Here is a 21,656-nt window from a genome sequence, read left to right as displayed (position 1 = left end):
GTTAAAGAATGGCAAACTTAAATATAGATAGTGTGAAGACACGCACGTTTGATGCGATTGTCATCGGTTCAGGCGCAAGCGGCGGATGGGCAGCAAAAGAATTTACAGAAAAAGGTCTGAAGACCCTAGTTCTGGAGCGTGGACGAGACGTCGTCCATGTCAAAGACTATCCAACAACGAACTTATATCCATATGAACTTGAGCACCGCAACGAAATAACTTATGCGGATAAAGAAGCAAATCCTATTGCGAACAGATGTTATGCGTATAGAGAGGATACGAGACATTTCTTTGTGAAGGACGAAGAGCATCCCTATATTCAGGAAAAAGATTTCGATTGGATAAGAGGATATCAGGTAGGTGGAAAATCACTGCTGTGGGCAAGACAAACACAGCGCTGGAGTGCCTATGATTTCGAAGGGCCGGCTCGTGATGGTTTTGCTGTTGATTGGCCTATCCGATACCAAGATATCGATCCCTGGTATAGCTATGTGGAGCGTTTTGTGGGTATTGCCGGCAACAAAGATGGGTTATATACGCTGCCAGATGGCGATTTTTTGCCGGGTTATCCATTGAACGCTGTAGAAGATTATTTTCGACAATCGGTTAATAAAAATTTTAAAGGTAGGCATGTGATTAGCGCGCGTTGCGCCCATCTTTCGGAACCACAGCCTATTCATATACAGCAGGGGCGTGTAAAATGTCAGCATCGGGTATTGTGCCAACGCGGCTGTCCTTTTGGTGGTTACTTCAGCAGTAATGCTTCAACTATACCGTGGGCACAAAAAACGGGAAATCTGACGTTGCGGCCGCATGCTGTAGTGCATTCGATATTGTATGATCAGGAATCTGGGAAGGCTACCGGTGTAAAAGTCATTGATGCCGAATCACTGGAAGAAATAGATTTTTTTGCCAACGTGATTTTTGTCAATGCTTCAGCATTGAACACAAACTTGATCCTGCTCAACTCTAAATCTGATCGTTTTCCGGAAGGCTTAGGTAACGATAACGGACTAATGGGTAAGTATATCGCTTTTCACAATTATACCGCACGTATCAGCGCGGAATATGATGGCTTGCTGGAATACCGCACGGATGGACGGAATCCTGCCGGAGGCGGATATATTCCAAACTTCCGCAATGTAGATCGTCAGGAAACAGACTTCTTGCGTGGATGGGCAGCAACGTTTGGCGCTGGCCGTTCACCGATACGGGATACCAGTGGTGTGGGCAATGAACTTAAGAATGAGCTGCTACATGACTCCAAATGGAGCAACTGGCGTGTTCATTCCCACATGATGGGCGAGACCATCCCAAAAGAAGAAAACCGGGTTTGGCTCGATACCGATAAAACAGATAAATGGGGCGTGCCTCTCCTGCATATTGACGTTGACTATGCGGAGGATGACTGGCAGCGTCGGAAAGATTATTATGAGCAGATGACGGCCATGTTTGAAACGGCAGGATTTACGAATATCCGGACACGGGATGATGGACGTAGGCCTGGAAATGATATCCACGAGATGGGCGGGGTTCGAATGGGGCATGACCCCAAAACGTCGCTGTTGAATAAATGGAATCAACTGCATCTTTGTAAAAATGTGTATGTCACGGATGGCGCGTGTATGACGTCGACCGCTACACAAAACCCGACATTGACGTATATGGCGCTTACCGCTAGGGCGGTTGATCATGCAGTGAAATCACTGAAAAATGCTTAAAAGCCTTCTTGCAATGGTAATGTGAGTATAAATATATTCTCCTGCTCTTCTGTTACCATAGTCAGTGTACCGCCATGTAGCTCAGCAAGTGATCTGGCGAGTGACAAGCCCAAGCCTGTACCTTCGGCTTTACCAATATGTGTCGTCGCTCGGTGAAAGGGTTTGAAGATGTCTTCTATTTCCGCTTTTGGAACCAGATTTCCATTATTCCGGAAGGTGATATTCAACTGTCTGTGGGCAACGATATCTGTTGATATATGGATATAGTCTTGTGTATACTTGATGGCATTGCTTAATAAGTTGGATACGATTTTGGAAACCGTTTCTTTGTCGAGTATTAATGTTTCCGGCGCATTTAAATGCCAAAATAATTTAATTCCCTTGTAATGGATGAGTGTATTATTATCAGAAACGATCTCCTTTAGAAGTTGATTGATATTCACGGATGTAAAATATAATTTAAAACTATCCGATTCCATTTTTCTGAAATCCAGCAATTGATTGGTCATCAAGACCAATTTATTGGTGTTTCGTTCTATCATGTGCAACCATTTAAGCAGCGGCGATTGCTCATCTATTCTGAACATGATCTTTCCTAATGGTGCTTTTATTAACATGAGGGGTGTTTTAATGTCATGTGCAATATTGGTGAAGAAATCGATCTTCGCCTTGTACAACACTCTTTCTCGATGAATTTTAAGTGCTTCTATGCGCTTTCTGTTTTTTTCCTTTACGTGTCGGTCATAAGACCAGATGATATATGCAATGAGGGATAGTATCGCCAACCCATATAGTGTGTGGGCGATAGGTGACTGCCAAATAGACGGATGGATAACGATGTCAAGCGTTTTTTCAACGGAAAGCGGGGTTCCGTCAATTTCGGTCAGTTGTACACGGAGTGTGTATTTGCCTGCCGGTACTTGTGTGAAATAAGCGGTATTACTGTTCTTAAGCGTAATCCAATTTTTATCATATCCGTCAAGCTTATATCGATATACCTTTGATTGTGGTGAGAGGAACGTCATAGCGGCAAACTCGATACTGAAAGTCGATTGGTCATGCTCCAGGTTGAGAGAATGCGTATAAGCAATAGCGGTATTTAAAATAGTATTGGCGTTGGATGCTAGTACTTCTTTGTGTTGTACATGTAGACTGGTAAAATAAATAGGAATTTGTGGAGGCGTAGAATGACGTTGAATAAGCTTCGGATTGAATCTGATCATACCTCCCGTCGCACCAAAATAGATAAATTTTTTAGCGTCTTCAAACACCGAATTGTAATTGAACTGTAGCCCGATGACGCCCCTTTCTTTGTTATATATTTGCATGCTGCCGGTTTGTATATGATAGCTGACAAGTCCATGTGATGTGGATATCCAGAGGGTTTTGAAAGTGTCTTCGGTAAACGTAAGAATCTGGTTGCTGGGAAGACCTTCCGCAGTTGTGATTCTCGTGAAATCCTCGTTGTTTTCGTTTAAAATAGCAATGCCATTTTCAGTAGCCACCCATATTGCGCCTGTAGAGAGTTCACGAATATGGTTTACCCGGTTGCTATTCAACGAATGGGACTGTTGCGTATTATGGGTATATATACGCGTTTGATCAATCGCAGGATCATATTTAAAGAGTCCATCCCGCCAGGTGCCAAACCAGATGTTGCCTTGTGAATCTTCAAAGATAGTTGTATAAAAAATATAATGCGGAACTTTCTCAAATACACTGAAAGTTTGGTTTTGAGGATTAAAAATATGGAGACCTCGTGCTGTTGCCAAATAAATGACACCTGCTCGTGTTTTATAGATATAATAGATAAAATTATTACTTAAACTTCCGCCTGTATTATAACTATCGTAATGCGCTATTACCTTTCTTTGGCGGACATCAAATAAAACCAGCCCTTTGTCAAAAGTACCGATTAATAAGGTGTCGCCTACCAATAATAAGCCGTGGATATTGTCATGAGATAGCCCATCTGCAGTGCTATAATGCGCAAAAGTTCCGAGATTGGGATTCCAACAACTGATCCCCTTATCCTCAGTACCTATCCAGATATTTCCGTATTTATCCTCGACCATCTCCCGAACAGCATACCCCAAGATGGATGGTTTTTGGTTTCTGGGAAATATTTTTTCAAATAAATCCAATTGGGGATGATGGTAATTTAGTCCCCCAAAATAAGTGCCTGCCCATAGTCCTCCTTCATGATCTTGACATAAGGTATATACGGCATTGTCCGAAAGGCTCCAAGGGTTGTCATGCTCGTGATAGAGTCTTCGGATAACACCTGTTTTCGTGTGGTATATAAATATTCCCGATTCAGTAGCCACCCAATATTCTTGATTAATGTGAAGAATATCCCGCACGAAAAGGTTATTGTTTTCGGCGTTTGTCTTGAGAATATACTCAACAGATAGATCATCTGGAGAAATGCGTAATAATCCGTGGCTTCTTGTTCCGGCTAAAATATAACCTTGTTGGTCTGTATAGAGTTGTTGAACCCAAATATCTTTTGTGTCGAGTACCTCGTTTAGATTGATGGATTGCTTGCTGTGAACGCAGGTCAATAAGCCTAAATGATTGGCATACCAAGCTTTGCCATCTGTATCTATCGTGAGTGCAGAAACAAAAAAATCCTCTGGTTTCGTTAATTGCTGTAGTTCATCGGATATTGGCGTATAACGGTATAGCGTCAGGTTGGCAACAAACCAAATGTGTTCCTTGTTGTCTGTCCGGATAGATAAAACTTCACCACGGATATCGTCCCGGAAGATACGGAATTGTTCTTTTTCTTTATCAAAAATATAAATCCCCTGATCGGTTCCTAACCATATCTGGTGATCTTTATACCCTAAAAGCTGTCGGATGAAGTTACTCTCCAATCCATTCTGCACGGCAGGATCGCTTTGGTAAATCTTGAACCGGTTGCCGTCAAACCGATTTAAACCATTTTTGCTGCCGAACCATAAAAAACCATCTTCATCTTGTACGGCGCATGAAATGAAATTATTAGATAGCCCTTGGTCTACTTGATAGTGATTGAAGTAATATTGCTGACTGTACACCAGTGAAAAGTGTAGCAGGCTGATGAAAAGCAGAATAAGATATTTTGGGGTATCCAACATAAACACAGGCTTATTCTATACTATAAAATCTAGTGGGTATCGGCTTTCTTGTTGTTGATCTCCTGAATATACTCACGGGGTGACATTCCGTAATATTTTTGGAAATTCCGTCCAAAATGTGTGTGGGAACTAAAGCCTACCAAGAACGAGACTTCAAATATTTTATAATCATGGTGTAATAACAGTGCGGTTGCTTTTTTCAAGCGCGCCATGTTGATAAGCTCGTTAGGTGATACGTCTGATATAGATTTAATTTTTCGGTATAGCGTCGGTCTGCTCAGGTTCATTAAATCAGCCAATTTTTCGACGTCGAGATTGGGGTCTGCCATATGTTGTTGGATAACTTCATATAGTTTTTCCAGAAAAAGAGACTCTTCGCTGTTTTGAATAGCTGCGGTGTTTACATGGACAAAAGGGGAGGAGATAAAAAACTCTTTTACCTTATTTCTATTAAGCAGCAAGCTATGGATTTGTGCACGAAGGTATTCCGGTGAAAAAAGCTTTTCAATATAGGCGTCGGCACCAAGCTCTAAACCTTCGATTTTCGCGTTCAATGTATTCTTAGCCGTGAGTAAAATAATGGGAATATGTGCATGGTTGGGGGTAGACTTAATAAATTTACACACCTCAAAACCATCCATTTTCGGCATCATCACGTCACAGACAATGAGGTCAATCAAACTAAGGTTTAATACCTCTAAAGCTTCTACGCCGTCAGAGGCTCTCGTGATTTCAAATTGATCGCTTAGATCATCTTCTAAAAAGTCCAAAACCTCTATATTATCATCTACAATCAGAATTTTGGGTTTATGGAGTCGGTCTATAGCATCTATCATATTCTATCGTTTTTACTTAGCTATCATCAAAACTACATAATAGTTTGTCCTTTGGAAACTACGACTGGACAAGATGAATTGTAAAAGACAAAATAGTGAATTTTTGATACAAAACGTGGAAGTTAACGAAAGTATTTTTCCGTAATTGCAATCGTTATAAACGCAGTAACCAAATAAACAAATGAAAGATAAACCAAGGGGTAGCCCACCGTTACGCACAAGTGGGAAATTTATCAAAGAACTATCAATGCATGGCGTTATCGCCACTTAAAAAAATTTAATAAACTAACGTATGAAGCATTTCACAATTATAATAGTCTTGTTGTTGTGCATTTTTGTGTCGCAGTCGTTCGCTAGCGTAAATGGTTCGCCCGCTACGATAACGAAACAAAGTAGCCATAACAGACTAAACTTGGAAGGGACGCAGGAATTGGTCCCGGTAAAAGGTATCGTAACCGATGTGGATGGAAACCCAATCCGTAATGTGTCGATATATGAAAAAGGTACGAATAATGGTACAACAACAGCGACGGATGGTAGCTATACCATAAATGTAAGTAGTGTTGCCTCAACACTTGTATTTACATCCGTCGGGTATATTACTCAAGAAAGCACGGTGTCTAGTAACCAACAGGTAAACATCGTATTGCTTGCGGAAGAAAGTGAGTTGGACGAAGTTGTTGTCATTGGTTATCAGACGATACGTAAAAAAGATCTTACGGGTGCCGCATCAGTAGTAAATACCAAAAATACGCAGACGAAGGTGGCAAGATCGTTGCCCGAAGCACTACAAGGTCAATCGTCCGGTGTGGTCGTGCGGAACTCCGGAGGCCCAGGACAAGGAGCTGTCGTTAATATTAGAGGATTGAGTACCCTGTATGGGAATGCCAGCCCGTTGTATGTAATTGATGGGATGTTATCCGATCCGAATGTGACGATTAACCCTAACGATATCGAAAGCGTCCAAGTCTTGAAAGATGCTTCGGCTGCTGCGATATACGGCGCGCGCTCTGCTGCTGGTGTGATCATTATCACCACCAAGCAAGGAAAGGTCGGCGCTCCGATGGCAGTCAATGCTTCTGCTAGATATAGCGTGGTAAATCTGCCAAAGATGTATGATATGATGAGTGGTCCAGAATACGTGGCTATGAATAGCCAGGCGTATGAAAACGCGGGATATAGGCAACAACCTTCAGTTGTTAATTATGACGGTACGGATGTGAACTGGGCGGATGAACTGTTCCGCACAGGTGCTATACAAGATTATAGTGTTTCTTTATCCGGTGGGGGAAATGCGTCCAAGTATTTCATGTCTGGCGCTTATTTCAAAGATGTAGGTACCGTCGTTGAACGTAAATTTGATCGCGCAGCGTTGCGTATCAATACCGAAACGTCCAGAGGCCGTTTTCGGATCGGCGAAAATCTGATGATATCATCCACACATGGCCGTTCTCCTTTTTCCGGGGGCAACTTTGGTGGCAATCCGTTTTATGATGCCTTCAGTATGCTTCCGATTATTCCCGTTCAGAGCGCTGCATTTGTTAGCGATGCCAATCCCGGAGGTTGGGGCATCGGCTCAGACAATGCCCGAACGTATGCAAGAAATCACGTAGCACAGGCGTACATTACCAATTCGAGCTACAATTACGTTAAGTTAATGGGAAATCTGTATGGTGAGGCGGATATTACCGACTGGTTGAGGTATCGATTAAATGCCGGTCTGGAAACTAGTTTTGATAAATCTACGGATCTAAGAGGTCAAGGAATATGGTATTGGAATCAAAATAATGAACCGACGCGGATTAATGAGGGAAGATCGCAGTTTCTGAGTTATCTCTTTGAACATACGCTGAATTTCAACAAAAGCTTTGATAAGCACCAGCTGAATGGCGTAGTAGGATATACCCAACAAACCATTGGAAGAGAGAGTATTGGGGCCGGAAAAACAGATTTAATGGAAGCTGGAGATGTCTATTTTACAACCATTAATTCTGCTACGGGCGGATATACGTCTAACGGCAGCAGAGGTAGAAACTTTATTGATTCCTGGCTTGGACGTGTAAATTATACGTTTGATGACCGCTACTTAGCAACTTTTACTTTCCGATCGGATAAGGATTCGAGGTTTGGTAAAAGTTATCGTACCGGGTTTTTCCCTTCGGGTGCTTTGGCTTGGCGGATCAGTAATGAGCAGTTTTTTGATTTGGATTGGGTGTCTGATTTAAAACTAAGGGGTTCATACGGTGTATTGGGGGCTGCTAATCTTAACAATTACCAATTCGTGGGACTTGTAAATCAAGCACCGAGAGCTATTTTTGGTTCTGGCGCACAAACGGCTTACGTCGGCGGCACGCAAGCAAGAGTTGTGGATCCTAATCTGCGATGGGAAGAGAAAGAAACCCTGAATCTTGGTTTTGATGCTTCCTTGTTTGACAGGCAACTTGATGTTTCTTTCGAAGCATTTAGGTCCGTTTCGTCTGATGTGTTACTATACCTCCCGCTTCCGGGCTATATAGGTAGCCTAGGCGGCGACATATTTACGAATGCTGGATCGATTGAAAACAAAGGAGTAGAACTTGATATCACCTATCGACCAAAGGTGGAGAACGAGAACGGATTCCGCTGGGATATTAGTGGAAACATCAGTTTTATCCGCAACAAGGTGTTGGAATTGGGTAATCTGGGTATTGATGCTTCAACAGGGCTTCCACGGAATTATATTCAAACGGGTAATACACGCACGCAGGTTGGGCGTTCGATAGGCGAATATTACGTGTTATTAACCGATGGTATCTTCCAGAACCAGGCTGAAATTGACGAACACCGCGCACAGTCGGGCATTGCCAAACCAGGAGACATCCGCTATATAAATTTGCAAGATAGGGGAACTGGGAATGATATCACGGCAGACGACCGGACATTTGCCGGTACCCCATGGCCTGTTTTCACGTCGGGTATGATGTTTAACGGATTTTATAAAAATTTCACCTTAAATCTGCAACTCTATGGTGTTTACGGCACGAAACTCTATAACGATATGCGCCGTGATTTTGACGGTATGGGCTATTCCAACTATCGGAAAGGTATCGTCCCGTGGACAGCAGAAAATCCTACAGACTTCCCCCGTCTTGGTGTGTCCTACACCAGCAATATACCGGGCGATCCAAGTGTAGATCAAGGTATTCAATCCAATGTGCGAGGCGATTCCAACAGATGGCTGGAAAATGGTTCTTATCTCCGGTTGAGCAACGTGCAATTGGGTTACAATCTACCTAAGCATATGTTGGAGAGATGGCATATCCCTTCCCTGCACGTGTACGTAAGCGGTCAGAATCTGCTTACGATAACAAACTATTCCGGACTTGATCCGGATGTTGTAGGAGCCAACGCAAACTTGGAGCCCGGCGTGGATGTCGGTGGCTGGCCACCTAACCGGATAGTATCGTTTGGTATAGCGTTAGGTTTGTAATCAGTTGAACAGAAAAAATGAATGTACAATGAAAACATGGACAATAATATTAGCAGCTATCGTTTTTCTCACTGTTTCGTGCAAGAGAAACTTCGATGAGCCCAATCCTGATATGATGACGAGTGCTTCTTACTGGCAAAGTGAGGAAGATGCGATCAAGGGAATCAATGCCGTGTACAGTGGCTTGAACAGGAGCAATAACTATTATAACAGGTGGATGCATTTCGTGTATTTGCTGCGGTCTGATGAAGGCTTTGGTTCGGGCGGTGATATTGGCCTGAATAATAACATGGCGTTTGCCTTCACCAGTAATAGTACCGGTAATGGCCAATGGAATGCGATTTTTCATGTTAATTATCGCGCTAATCAGGTTATTAATTATGTGCCACAGATTAGCATGGACGAAACGTTGAAAAAACGCATCATCGCAGAAGCAAAATTTATACGGGCATTAAATTATTTTAACCTAGTGGTGTTCTGGGGACGTCCGCCGTTGGTGCTGGATGTCTTATCACCGACAGACTATCCGCCAAACGCTACGCCACAGGAGGTGTACGCCCAGATTGAAAAAGATCTGACGGAAGCCTTGGTCGATTTGCCGGTTTCTTACGGAGATGCTGATCTTGGTCGGGTTACCAAGGGGGCAGCACATGGCCTGTTGGCGAAAGCGTACGTACAGCAAGGCAAGTTTAATGAGGCGAAAAATGCACTAGACTGGTTGGTGACAGGAGAAGGGGCATCGAACTATCGTTTAATGGAAAATTATGCAGACAATTTCAAAAGGGACACCGAAAATAATGGAGAGTCTGTGTATGAAATACAGTATAAAGAAAATCCTACAGAGAATGGGGATGACGATACGAATCCTAATATTAATCTCAATACCGGAACTTCGGTCGCCAAGTTTTTGGCTCCCCCTGCACCCGGTCCGGGATTTGCGGATGGTGCGGCGAGGCGCTGGATCGTGGATGCATTCGAAACTGAAAGAACCGTCGACGACAAAAGAGATCCACGGGCAGGCGTGAGCTTCCTATACGACTACGCCGATGAGCGTGGACCGGCTTTTACGATGGTATACGGGCAGACCTGGCAACAACGGTATGGTACGAATGACAAAAGAGTGTGGTTTCGGAAATTGTTGAACGACGATTGGAGAAATGAGGAGAATTTCAGCTCGCCAAACAACTATCGGATGATACGTTATGCCGACATCCTGCTGATGTATGCCGAATGTTTAAACGAAATAGGACAGACGGGAAATGCGTATGCTTATGTAGACCGCGTTCGAACACGAGTCAATTTACCTTCGCTAACGGTGGCTAAACCCGGGCTGAATCAGACAGCTTTCCGTCAGCAAATTAAACATGAACGATTGTTGGAGCTTGCTGGTGAGGGATGGCGCTACTTTGACATGGTGCGCTGGGGCGAACTGGCAAACAACTTGGACGTGTTGAAAGAACGGGATGCAGATTTTAATAATTTTGTGCCCGGCAAGCACGAATGGTATCCCATCCCACAAGGCGATGTAGATAATTCCGATTTGACGCAAAATCCGGGATATTAATGAGTAGAAATAGGATGTTTTGCAAATACAACCTTAAAAAGATTATGAACATGAAAAAATTAGCTTATCTATTTCCGTTTTGCCTGCTGTTGATCATCACAAGCTGCAAAGACGATGTGGAAATTCCGTCGAGTACGCAGCTCCCAACATTCAGTCTGCAGGCAGATGCCGTCGCGGTGGCGGAGGGTACCTATATATTGAAAGCGGAGGGAAAGAGCGCTTATGGTGGCGCGAAGCTGCGTAAAGCAGAATTTTATAAAGGGGACGAAAAAATCGGCGAAAAGGAGATTGCCCCTTATACGTTTGAGTATCCGGTCACAGAAAATATACCCGATCAGGAACTTTCATTCCACGCCGTGCTGACCGATGTTGTTGGAAACAGCGTGAAAAGCAACATCGTGACGGCCAAAGTGAAAGTGTTGCCTATCCGCATAGAGGCTGAAAATGCAACATTAAAAGGTTTAGCCAAAGTCGCAACTGATCAAGCAACAAGGCAAAGTTCTTCTAATCAGGCAAAAGTCGGCGCAATAGATAATGCCGATAGTGGTATTGATGCGATGATTGAAATACGCACAGCGGGAGAATACGTGATTCGTGTGGCTGCTGGCTCGGGTTTCAACGATACATCACACAAAATTTATGTGGACGACAAGGTATCCGAAGCACAAATTTATACGATACCCAACCGGGGATGGAATACATGGCAAACGTTCGATTTGGTTTTTGATTTGGAAGTTGGAAGCCACAAAATAAGTATTCGCCGGAATAATGGATACGGTGAATTGGATTATATTGAATACTCAAAATTGTAAAGTAATTATTATGAAAGGACTATTATATATTGGCTTGCTACTATTTTTGTTGGCCTGTGAAGATTACGGTGCAGGGCCCCACTTGGCCGTACCTAAACCGCCGGAAGCAACTGGGCCTGCAACATTTAAAAATCCCTTGCTCAACTCCGCGCCTGATCCTTGGGTCGCACAACGGGGAGACTTTTATTATTTTCTGCAAACGCACGGAAACCGCATCGAAATCCGTAAAACAGCTAAAGTAACCGAGTTGGCGACGGCAACAAGCACCGAGGTTTTTAGAGCTCCGGGAGCCGGAAGAAACAGCCGGGATGTGTGGGCACCGGAAATGTTTTACCTACAAGGGAAATGGTATATTTATTATACCGCCAGTGATGGTCAAGATGTGAACCATCGCATGTTTGTATTGGAGAATGCAAACGATGATCCTACAACGAATAACTGGGTCGATAGAGGACAGCTGACGACGAAGCCCGAAAACCTTTGGGCTATTGATGGTAGCATTTTGGAATATAAGAATGAACTCTATTTTATCTTTTCTGGTCGACCGGGTGCTGCATCAGGAAATTTAACGCAAAACATATACATTTCCAAAATGTCAAACCCTTATACGCTGACAGGAGAAACAGTCATGATTTCTACGCCTGAGCATGACTGGGAGAAGAGAGGGTTTGGCGTGAACGAAGGCCCTGAAATATTGAAGAATGCTGCTGGCGATGTTTTTTTAATTTATTCGGCTAGTTATTGTGGAACGGACGATTATGCTTTGGGGATGCTCTCGCTAGCAAAAGACGCCGACCCATTGGTACGTGCTTCCTGGATTAAAAACGACAATACTGTGTTTTCAAAAGTGCCAACGGCATACGGTGCGGGGCATAACGGATTTTTTAAATCTAAAGATGGTAAGGAAGATTGGATCATTTACCACGCCAATGCTGAATCACATCCTAACAATAGTGGTTGCGGTAACTCACGGAGCACAAGGATACAGAAGTTTACATGGAATGATGACGGTACACCTAATTTCGGACAACCTGTCGCATTAGGTGCGCCAATTGACGTCCCTTCCGGAGAATAAATAGAATAGATACCATGGTGCATCCATGGTATCTAACCTTATAAACCTTGCAAAGCTCCTTCAAAATCAGCAATAAGATCGTCGATATGCTCTATACCTACCGAAACACGAAGCAACCCTTTACTAAAGGATGGCTGATTTCCGTTTTTTCCGGATTGATGTGCTCCCCACATGCTGGCAGGGTGTGTAATTAAGGATTCCACGCCACCTAAGCTGACCGCGTTGTGGAAGTATTTTAATCCGCTCAATATGGCTTGTGCGCGTTCAAATTGTTCCGCATCGTCTTTGCCATCCACCTCAATGGCAAGCATACCCGTGAACCCTGTCATCTGCTTTTTAGCCAGTTCATGTTGCGGATGACTTTCTAGACCTACGTAAGCTACTGTTTTAATGAGCGGATGTTTTTCCAACCAGTGCGCTAAGGCAAGTGCGTTTTCATTAATTTGACGCACACGTAATGCCAATGTTTTTAAGCCGCGTAGAAGCAACCAAGAGTCGAAGGGGCTCAATGACGCACCTAATAGGAGTGACCTACGCCAAACTTTTTCGATGTAGGCTGCCGAACCACATACCACACCTGCTGTGAGGTCACTATGCCCACCAAGGTATTTTGTAGCGCTATGGACGATAATGTCGATACCGAAATCCGCCGGTACCTGGTTAATAGGGGAAGCAAAGGTATTGTCGATCATGGTCAAAATACCATGTTCCTTACCCAGTTTGCCAATATATTCCAAGTCCGTAATATCGAGGTTCGGGTTGGAAGGGGTCTCTACAAAAATGAGTTTTGTATTTGGGCGTATAGCGGCCTCGAAAGCATTATTGTCGGTTTGGTCTACTTGCGTTACTTCGATACCATACTGCAAAAGGAAATCGCGCATAAATGTCAACGATGCCGCATAGTGCGCGTTCTGAGCGATGATATGGTCACCACTTTTTACCACAGCAAGAATAGCTGTACTAACCGCAGCCATGCCGGTTGCTAACACGAGTGCATCTTCTTTCTTCTCTAGTTTTGCTATAAGCGCTGCAGCCTGACTATTATTGGGATTGCCGTGGCGATGATAAAACTCCGGTGATTTTGTCGCTGCTGCTGCTTGTGCAAAAGAATCTATATCGTCGGCAAGATACGTGGATGTTTGGAAGATCGGTGTCACGACCGATTTCGTGGTATTGAAATGTTCACCTTCGTGAATCAAAGAGGTCTCAAGCTTTGCCATAACGAATAAAATATAGCGCAAAGCTAGTAAATAATCTACTTAAAAGGTAGTATTAGATAGAGAACATCAAGTCATTTCGTTTAATAAATGCAATGCGTAGTCAATGCTATTCACATTGCTTAACGCCAACCTAAGTTGCCCTTTTACCTCTTTTACATTCGATATGGCCGGATGTGCTTGTACGAATGCCAATACTTTTCCAAATTGATCAGATTCATAATAGCTGGATTTCGGATTATTCACAAAATAGCCTTTGAGTGTATTCTTTTTAAACGAGATTTTTTCAAAACCAATTTGTTTACCGAGCCATTGCAAACGTAGGGTATTGAATAATTCATAAACAGGCTGGGGTATGGGGCCAAAACGGTCTTCTAACTCTTTTTCAAATGTTGCTAGCTGTTGTTCGTTTTCCAGTTTGCCAATGTCGTTATACAAGTTATAACGTTCACTGATATTGGTAACATATTCATCCGGGATCATCACTTCCAGATCGGTGTCTATTTGGGTAAAAGTGACATATTTTTTGTCCCTTTCATCGGCAAATAGCGTCCCAAATTCATCTTCTTTTAGTTCCTGAACTGCTTCATCGAGAATCTTGTTGTACATCTCAAAGCCGATTTCGGCGATGAAACCAGATTGTTCAGCACCTAGTAAGTTTCCGGAGCCGCGTATATCCAAATCACGCATAGCGACATTAAATCCCGAGCCCAGTTCCGAAAATTCCTCCAAAGCCGAAAGTCGTTTGTAAGCTTCGTTGGTTAGCGTTGATAATGGTGGACTTAACAGATAACAGAATGCTTTTTTGTTGGAACGTCCTACACGACCACGCATCTGGTGTAGGTCGCTGAGCCCAAACATGTGTGCATGGTTGATAATGATGGTATTGGCATTCGGAATGTCCAAGCCTGCTTCGATGATTGTCGTCGCGACCAGTACATCAAACTCGTGGTTGATGAATTTTAGCATAACGTCTTCTAGTTCATCCCCCTCTAATTGTCCATGGGCAATACCTACGCGTGCGCCCGGCACCAATTTTTGAATCATATTACCTAGCTGAGGGAGATCAGCCACCCGGTTGTGGATAAAAAAGACCTGTCCATTACGCTCCAATTCATAGGCAACCGCCTCTTGGATAAGTGTTTCGTTAAACACGTGGAGTTCCGTTTGTACGGGTTGCCGGTTGGGCGGTGGCGTGGAAATGATGCTTAAATCACGCGCACCCATCAGTGAAAAATGCAGGGTACGCGGAATAGGTGTTGCGGTTAATGTCAATGAGTCTACATTTGCCCGCATCACTTTGAGCTTCTCTTTAACGGAGACACCAAACTTCTGTTCCTCGTCAATAATCATTAACCCCAAATCTTTAAACTTGACATCCTTACTGACCAATCGGTGCGTGCCAATGATAATATCTATTTTACCTTCTGCAAGGCGAGCCAAGGTATCTTTAATTTGTTTGGAGGATTTGAATCGGTTGATGTAGTCAATATTCGCCGGCAATCCTTTCAGACGTTCGCTAAACGTACGGTAATGCTGCAGTGCCAAAATCGTCGTCGGTACTAATACCGCCACCTGCTTACTGTCAGCTACAGCCTTGAATGCGGCCCGGATAGCGACTTCCGTTTTTCCGAAACCTACATCACCACATACCAATCTATCCATCGGATGAGGCGATTCCATGTCCCGCTTAACATCGTTGGTCGCCTTTTCCTGATCTGGTGTATCTTCATAGATAAAAGAAGCTTCGAGCTCGTTTTGTAAATAGGTGTCCGGACTGAACGCGTTCCCCGTTTGGGCTTTCCGCTTGGCGTATAATTTAATGAGGTCGCGGGCAATATCTTTAACCTTTTTCTTGGTTGTTTTCTTTAGCTTGTCCCAGGCATCCGTTCCAAGTTTATTCATTTTGGGTATGTTGCCCTCCTTGCCGGAGTACTTAGAGATGCGGTTTAGGGAGTTTATATTAACATACAACAGATCGTTATCGGCATATACCAAGCGTATCATCTCCTGCGTCTTACCATTAACCTCTACCTTTTCCAGACCGGCATATTTCCCTACACCATGGTCAATGTGTGTAATGAAATCGCCCGGTTTCAGGTCGCGAAGTTCTTTGAGCGTAATCGCTTGCGAGCGCTCATATCCTTTTTTGCGTTTGTATTTATAGTATCGATCAAAAATCTGGTGGTCTGTATAACATGCTAGTTTTTGCTCATCGTCACGGAAACCTTCGCGCAACGCGCGATGTACGGGAATAAACGCCACCGACTTGTCAATATCTTCTAAAATGGTGAAAACCCGTTCAATTTGTTTGTTGGAGTCGGAGAAGATAAGGTTCTTTATACCTTGCTTGACATTTTCCTGAAAATTGTGAATCAGCAGATTAAAATCTTTGTTGAAAGACGGCTGTGGGTGAGTGTCAAAAGAAATGGTTTCGTCTGCCTTATAGAAAAATTGTTTTCCAAATTCAATGTTGGGGAAGTCGAAGAGCATTTCGCTGAAGGTGCGATCGGTTGTAAACGTAACCCTCGGATCCACCCATTCACTATTAGCCTGGATGTCCTTTTCGGGTAGCGCCTTCCAAAATTCCGACGCTTTTTTGTAACCGTCTTTTAGGATATCGAGGGTAAACTGTACGTCTTTCAGCCAAATGACACTATCGCGGTCGATATATTCCAGTAAAGAAATATGGTTATTGGACAGAAATTTTGCTTGTACATTGGGTACGATCGTAACCGTATGGACCTTGCCGACAGAAAGCTGCGTGTCTATATCAAATGTTCGGATGCTCTCGATATCGTCACCGAAAAATTCAATCCGGTATGGAAGATCATTGGAAAAGGAAAAAATATCCACGATACCGCCACGGATAGCAAATTGTCCGGGCTGATACACAAAGTCTACACGCTCAAAATCGTATTCGTAAAGGAATTCATTGATAAAATCAATGCTGAGCTTGCTTTGTTGGGTTATACTTAACGTATTTTTTTCTAAATCATCCCGATTAATAACTTTTTCAGCGATAGCTTCGGGGTAAGTAACAAGCATTTTAGGCAGTTCGGAAGCGTGACTTAACGCACTTAGCGCTTCTGCACGCTGCAATACATGGGAAGCGTCTGTTTGTGTAAATTCAAAGGCTTTTCGGAATGATGCTGGAAAAAAAAGGATTTGCTTATCTAAAATGCTTTCCAGATCACTTAGAAAATAAGATGCTTCTTCGTGGGTCGGCAAAATAAAAATGAAAGGCCGTTCTTGGAGCTTATAAGCAGCCGCAGCAACCATGGCATCAGATGAGCCGATAAGTCCTTTGAGATGGACTTTAGGATTTTTTGCTTGTATGCTTTTAACCGTTGATTTTATCTTTTCGCTTTGCGCGTACTTGTCGAGAATTTCTTGTATACCCACTTAATGCCAGATCTTGTTTATGCAAACTTACACAAAATCACTTTTATGTGCAGTATCATGGAGGAGTATATCCAGATTTTAAAGTGATTGTCTTCTTTTTTGCCCTCGACAAAAAAGAAGACAATTGTGTTATTTATTTGATTTCCTTTAATACCAATACCGCACTTCTCCGGTGGTTATTTAAAACAGGGTTCAATCCTATTCTCATGAGGAAATCGCCAGATAACACCAAGCCAGGAGCGAGATTATTGTTTCGTCCATGTAGATTTATCTCCGTGATTTGATAATTTTTTTCCGCGGCTAATCCTTGCCATTTGATAGGTGTAGGTGTACTGGAAACTTGGCTATACGTTGTTAGGTAATTAAACATAACCGCTTCCGACTTATCTTTGCTGATGTAGGCTAAACTTGCATGATTGGTTTGTCGCGGATCGGCAAAACGGTATAAATCGCCATGCCATATCACCTTTTTGTAACGATTATAATTTTTTACAGCATCCTGCGCAAAAGCGAGATCTGCCGCAGCGAGTTCCTCCAAGTTCAGATCAAAACCCATTTTTCCCATCATCGCCACGTCAATCTTGAATTTGATGTCTTGTTTTCCAAATGTTGTAACATGGTTGGCGCTGGCTATCGCGGGGAAAAATAATGAATTTTCATACTGCATGTATATCCGATCTAATGGATCCGTATTGTCGCTTGGCCAATATTCTGTAAAATACTGCATAGCACCATAATCCATTCTTCCGCCGCCTCCAGAACAAAGCATCATTGGAAGATCCGGGTACTTGTCACGGAAGCGCTCCAGTACCTTATATAAACCTAGCGTATAGTCGACATAAAAGTTGTTTTGATCGTCTGTATAGCTAGAATGTGCGTTATAGATGACAGCATTGCAATCCCATTTTATATAGGCGATTCCTGGATTTCGTTGAAGTAAGCTGTCCAGCATATCATAAACAAAATCCTGAACTTCCGGATTGGATAAATCTAATACCAATTGGTTGCGGAAATAGTATTCATCGCGGCTCGGTTGTTTGACAACCCATTCTGGTTTTTTTTCATAAAGCTCACTCTTCGGGCTAACCATCTCCGGCTCTACCCAAATTCCAAAACCTACCCCTACTTTTTTAGCTTCCTGGACTAGAGAAATGATCCCATTGGGTAATTTTTCCTTATTTTCTATCCAATCGCCTAATGCAGATGTATCTGCGTTTCGAGGATACTTGTTTCCGAACCAACCATCATCCAACAGAAATAAATCTACACCCAACTCTTTCGTGTTTTCTAAAAGCTTGAAAATTTTGGATTCGTTAAAATCGAAATAGGTGCTTTCCCAGTTATTCAATAAAGTATAACGGGAACCAAACCCGTCAATTAGGCGATAGCGGCGTGCCCAGTCATGAAAATTTCTGCTTCCTTGACCAAGCCCTGTTGTTGATAAGGTAAAAGTAAAACGTGGGGTTGTAAAGGTCTTGTTGGGTGCCAAAGCATAATGGGAAGCGTGGTTGTTGATGCCCGCAATGATACGGAGATTATCCTGTGGATCTTTTTCAAAATCAACCTTAAAGTTACCACTCCAATCGAGTCCCCCTAATAATACCTCACCTTCGTTTTCAGAAAAATCTGGGGTGGTAGCTAGTGCAAAATATGAGGTCCGGAGAAGATTGGTCCGGGTTCCTAGTTTACTATCCAGTGTTTTGATACCATGGGTAATCCGTTCAACCTCCGGTTGCATTTCGGCAATCCAATCTCCATGATAGCTTTTTAAAAAGAAATCGTTTCCTTTAAGGCTAAGGTTTGCCGAAGCGAATTTGAGCAACTTAACGTTCCCTGTTTCCTCGTGTTCAATGCTCGTCCACTGTTCAAAGACATTTTCTTTGTAGTTAGCCAGATAATGTAATTCTACCGTAAACGGATAAACTTCATCTCGGAGAGATATTGTCAGCTGTTTTTGATTATCATTCAGGCTTTTTATTTCGTGGCGAACATACTTGAGATCAAGGGACAGATTGCCATCAGCATGTTCCACGCTAATAGCGGGCTCTAATAGATTCCGTGTTCCAGAGGCGGTATACGCCGATTGATACATATTGGTATAATCGTGATTCTGCTTGTATTGATTGTTGATCAACGCGTATTCCTCGTTGTTTTTTAGTTTGTTGCCTAAGTAGAGCATATTGACATCTTTATTCTCTTCGATGCTAAATGCTAGGGACAATTTTTCTGTCTCCAGTACAATATTATTTAATGTCTCTAAAATAAGCTGTTGTTGCTGCGCAAAGGATTGATTGATATAAACCGTAATCAATATCGATAAAATAATTTTTTTCATGGATAACGAAGATTTAAAACAAATAAATAAATTAAAAATTCTCAAATTGATAGCGAATGATATGACAATATTCCTCGCCGGGTTTCAATATAGCGGATGGATACGTCATAATATTAGGGGAATTGGGTGCGAAGTGTGGTTCGCAGCACAATCCCTGAAAAGGAAGCAACTTGCCTGTTAGATAGTTGCCAAAATATACTTGTAAACTGGGATAATCAGAAAATATCGTCAACCGGCGCCCCGTTTCCGTATGCGAAATCGTTGCTACCCTTTGTACCTTATTTCCTTCTTTCTTTTCCATACAATAGTTGGCGTTGCAGATCATATTTTTAATGCTGCTAACGTCTTGAAATTGACGTAAATCAAATATGGTATTGTCTACTTTTTCTTTAAAAGGATATCTTGGTAAATGAGAGTGGTCTAAGGGGGTGTAAAAATTTGCTTCTACTTTGATTTCATGCCCATCTATAGAAAGTTTTTCATCCGATAGGTTGAAATAGCTGTGATTGGTGATATTGGCAATCGTTGTCTGCGTTGATTTCGCGGTGTATCTAATCGTTAGTTCGTTGTTCTCCGAAAGTTCATAACGTGTATTGACGGTTAGCATTCCGGGATACCCTTCTTCTCCATGCAAACTGGTCAATGTCATCTCAATAGCATTGTCCATGATGTCGACTACGCTCCAATACCGTTTATCAAATCCAATCTCACCACCATGGAGATGGTTTTTTTCTATCTTTTCGTTGGTGGTCAATTGTACGGGCATTTGTTCTAGTATAAAACGACCCTGTGCAATTCGATTGGCATACCTTCCGACTGTTCCGCCAACATAATAAGGGTCATTTTTATAATCGGCTAGATCCGGATAGTTCAAGACGGTATCAATGAGTTTCCCCGATCTGTCCGGCACCTTGAGCGCAATAATTCGACACCCCCAGTCTAAGACCTCGACATGCATATTTTGTTTATTTTTTATCACAAGTCTTTTCATTCCTCAAAAAAATGCTTTTACTTTGAACTTCATTTACAATTGACTACTCGTTTCGTTAAAAGAAGGTTACAACTGTCAACCGCACAAATTTAGGTAGAGAACAGGTATATTATGATAGAATTATTGTTCATTAAGATGGATTATATTCTTATGTAAATAATTTGAGGCCAATGGAAACAAAAAGTAAACTTGAAGGATTTGATGGGGAGATGCGTATTGTTGTACCTCCGGTAATTCTTGCAGAAAACATACGAAAAGGGAGGTCAGACGCCCTTTATATTACTGATATTGGCTATTACCCCAAAGCCAGACATCATTATTGTCATCGCCCGGAGGGTTCGGAAGAGCATATTTTGCTGCACTGTGTCAATGGACGGGGTATGGTACGTATTGGTAACGAAGCTTTCGAATTGGAAGCTAATCAATATATTCTGATCCCTGCACATCAAATGCACGCGTACCAAGCCGATAATGCAAATCCGTGGACGATATATTGGATGCATTTTATCGGAAGACCATCGGATGATTTTATTCAAAAAATATTCCAACGCATCCAAGAGCGTAAAAACATACTTGCTTTTGATGGCGAGGTATATCGTATTTTCAACCGTTTTTGTAAATTACTTTCGAAAGGTTATAGCCGGGAAATACTGGAATATATTAATCTGACATTACCCTATTTTTTTTGTGAATACTTGTATCCAGAAATTGCCAAGGATAAGAATGTCGATGGTACCGATATTATTGAACTCGCGATAGAATTTTTAAAAATAAACATAGGAAATCGGATAGGACTACAGGAAATAGCATCACACGTAAATCTATCCGTCTCGCATTTTAGTAAGGTGTTTAAGCATCGAACCGGATATTCTCCAATTGAGTATCTCAACCATTTGAAAGTGCAAAAGGCCTGCTACCTTTTACAATTTTCCGATAAAAGAATTTCATTGATTTCCTATGATCTGGGATTTGAAGACCAATATTACTTTTCACGTCTCTTTAAAGAACATATGGGGGTGTCCCCATCATCTTACCGCGCTAGTCTGGAACAAGAAAATAATAATAAAATCCATTAATAAGCTCATATTCTGCATGTAGGTGATTGTCAA

At 42.4% G+C, this 21,656-nt stretch carries 12 protein-coding genes; 6 read left to right on the top strand and 6 right to left on the bottom strand.

Annotated features, from left to right (window positions below):
- The first annotated feature begins 8 nt into the window (after window positions 1-8).
- Window positions 9-1,721 (top strand): GMC oxidoreductase, encoded by a 1,713-nt coding sequence (locus EWE74_RS12870; RefSeq protein ID WP_130141929.1) that lies wholly within the window; start codon window positions 9-11, stop codon window positions 1,719-1,721.
- On the opposite strand, the gene EWE74_RS12865 is transcribed toward EWE74_RS12870, so the two are convergent.
- The gene (locus EWE74_RS12865; RefSeq protein WP_130141928.1) at window positions 1,718-4,843 is read right to left on the bottom strand and encodes a ligand-binding sensor domain-containing protein; all 3,126 of its coding nucleotides are present in this window, start codon (window positions 4,841-4,843) and stop codon (window positions 1,718-1,720) included. The genes EWE74_RS12870 and EWE74_RS12865 overlap by 4 nt on opposite strands.
- Before the next feature lie 29 nt (window positions 4,844-4,872).
- The gene (locus tag EWE74_RS12860; protein ID WP_130141927.1) at window positions 4,873-5,679 is read right to left on the bottom strand and encodes a response regulator transcription factor; all 807 of its coding nucleotides are present in this window, start codon (window positions 5,677-5,679) and stop codon (window positions 4,873-4,875) included.
- Between the two features lie 292 nt (window positions 5,680-5,971).
- Between EWE74_RS12860 and EWE74_RS12855 the strand changes: the two genes are divergently transcribed.
- From EWE74_RS12855 to EWE74_RS12840, 4 genes are read left to right on the top strand one after another with little or no spacing between them, the layout of a single operon-like run.
- Window positions 5,972-9,148 (top strand): SusC/RagA family TonB-linked outer membrane protein, encoded by a 3,177-nt coding sequence (locus EWE74_RS12855; protein ID WP_130141926.1) that lies wholly within the window; start codon window positions 5,972-5,974, stop codon window positions 9,146-9,148.
- Window positions 9,149-9,176: 28 nt separating this feature from the next.
- Window positions 9,177-10,712, top strand: coding sequence for a RagB/SusD family nutrient uptake outer membrane protein (locus tag EWE74_RS12850; RefSeq protein ID WP_130141925.1), 1,536 nt, complete (start codon window positions 9,177-9,179; stop codon window positions 10,710-10,712).
- A gap of 50 nt (window positions 10,713-10,762) precedes the next feature.
- The gene (locus EWE74_RS12845) at window positions 10,763-11,524 is read left to right on the top strand and encodes a CBM35 domain-containing protein (protein ID WP_165384710.1); all 762 of its coding nucleotides are present in this window, start codon (window positions 10,763-10,765) and stop codon (window positions 11,522-11,524) included.
- Window positions 11,525-11,534: 10 nt separating this feature from the next.
- Window positions 11,535-12,599: a glycoside hydrolase family 43 protein gene (locus EWE74_RS12840; protein ID WP_130141923.1), complete on the top strand. Its 1,065-nt coding sequence runs from the start codon at window positions 11,535-11,537 to the stop codon at window positions 12,597-12,599.
- A 38-nt stretch (window positions 12,600-12,637) separates the two neighbouring features.
- Here EWE74_RS12840 and EWE74_RS12835 read toward each other — a convergent pair whose 3' ends face one another.
- The 4 genes from EWE74_RS12835 to EWE74_RS12820 form a co-directional block, all read right to left on the bottom strand.
- On the bottom strand, window positions 12,638-13,819 hold the full coding sequence (locus EWE74_RS12835; protein ID WP_130141922.1) for a trans-sulfuration enzyme family protein: 1,182 nt from the start codon (window positions 13,817-13,819) through the stop codon (window positions 12,638-12,640).
- Window positions 13,820-13,885: 66 nt separating this feature from the next.
- Window positions 13,886-17,221 carry a transcription-repair coupling factor gene (gene mfd, locus EWE74_RS12830; protein WP_130141921.1) on the bottom strand — a complete coding sequence of 1,112 codons (3,336 nt, stop codon included), beginning with the start codon at window positions 17,219-17,221 and terminating at the stop codon, window positions 13,886-13,888.
- A gap of 133 nt (window positions 17,222-17,354) precedes the next feature.
- Window positions 17,355-19,556 (bottom strand): alpha-galactosidase, encoded by a 2,202-nt coding sequence (locus tag EWE74_RS12825; RefSeq protein ID WP_130141920.1) that lies wholly within the window; start codon window positions 19,554-19,556, stop codon window positions 17,355-17,357.
- 31 nt (window positions 19,557-19,587) lie between these two features.
- Entirely contained in the window at window positions 19,588-20,547 is a 960-nt protein-coding gene (locus tag EWE74_RS12820; protein WP_130141919.1) for an aldose epimerase family protein, read from the bottom strand.
- 170 nt (window positions 20,548-20,717) lie between these two features.
- Between EWE74_RS12820 and EWE74_RS12815 the strand changes: the two genes are divergently transcribed.
- Complete coding sequence (locus EWE74_RS12815; RefSeq protein ID WP_130141918.1) at window positions 20,718-21,623, top strand: helix-turn-helix domain-containing protein; 906 nt, start codon at window positions 20,718-20,720, stop codon at window positions 21,621-21,623.
- Window positions 21,624-21,656 lie beyond the last annotated feature (33 nt).

Source organism: Sphingobacterium corticibacterium (genome assembly GCF_004208525.1).
Classification (GTDB): domain Bacteria; phylum Bacteroidota; class Bacteroidia; order Sphingobacteriales; family Sphingobacteriaceae; genus Sphingobacterium; species Sphingobacterium corticibacterium.
This window is presented reverse-complemented; position numbering and strand designations above follow the sequence as displayed.

Coding starts and splice junctions, on each gene's coding strand:
- EWE74_RS12870 (WP_130141929.1), top strand. CDS start 9: ATGGCAAACTTAAATATAGATAGTGTGAAGACACGCACGTTTGATGCG.
- EWE74_RS12865 (WP_130141928.1), bottom strand. CDS start 4,843: ATGTTGGATACCCCAAAATATCTTATTCTGCTTTTCATCAGCCTGCTA.
- EWE74_RS12860 (WP_130141927.1), bottom strand. CDS start 5,679: ATGATAGATGCTATAGACCGACTCCATAAACCCAAAATTCTGATTGTA.
- EWE74_RS12855 (WP_130141926.1), top strand. CDS start 5,972: ATGAAGCATTTCACAATTATAATAGTCTTGTTGTTGTGCATTTTTGTG.
- EWE74_RS12850 (WP_130141925.1), top strand. CDS start 9,177: ATGAAAACATGGACAATAATATTAGCAGCTATCGTTTTTCTCACTGTT.
- EWE74_RS12845 (WP_165384710.1), top strand. CDS start 10,763: ATGAAAAAATTAGCTTATCTATTTCCGTTTTGCCTGCTGTTGATCATC.
- EWE74_RS12840 (WP_130141923.1), top strand. CDS start 11,535: ATGAAAGGACTATTATATATTGGCTTGCTACTATTTTTGTTGGCCTGT.
- EWE74_RS12835 (WP_130141922.1), bottom strand. CDS start 13,819: ATGGCAAAGCTTGAGACCTCTTTGATTCACGAAGGTGAACATTTCAAT.
- EWE74_RS12825 (WP_130141920.1), bottom strand. CDS start 19,556: ATGAAAAAAATTATTTTATCGATATTGATTACGGTTTATATCAATCAA.
- EWE74_RS12820 (WP_130141919.1), bottom strand. CDS start 20,547: ATGAAAAGACTTGTGATAAAAAATAAACAAAATATGCATGTCGAGGTC.
- EWE74_RS12815 (WP_130141918.1), top strand. CDS start 20,718: ATGGAAACAAAAAGTAAACTTGAAGGATTTGATGGGGAGATGCGTATT.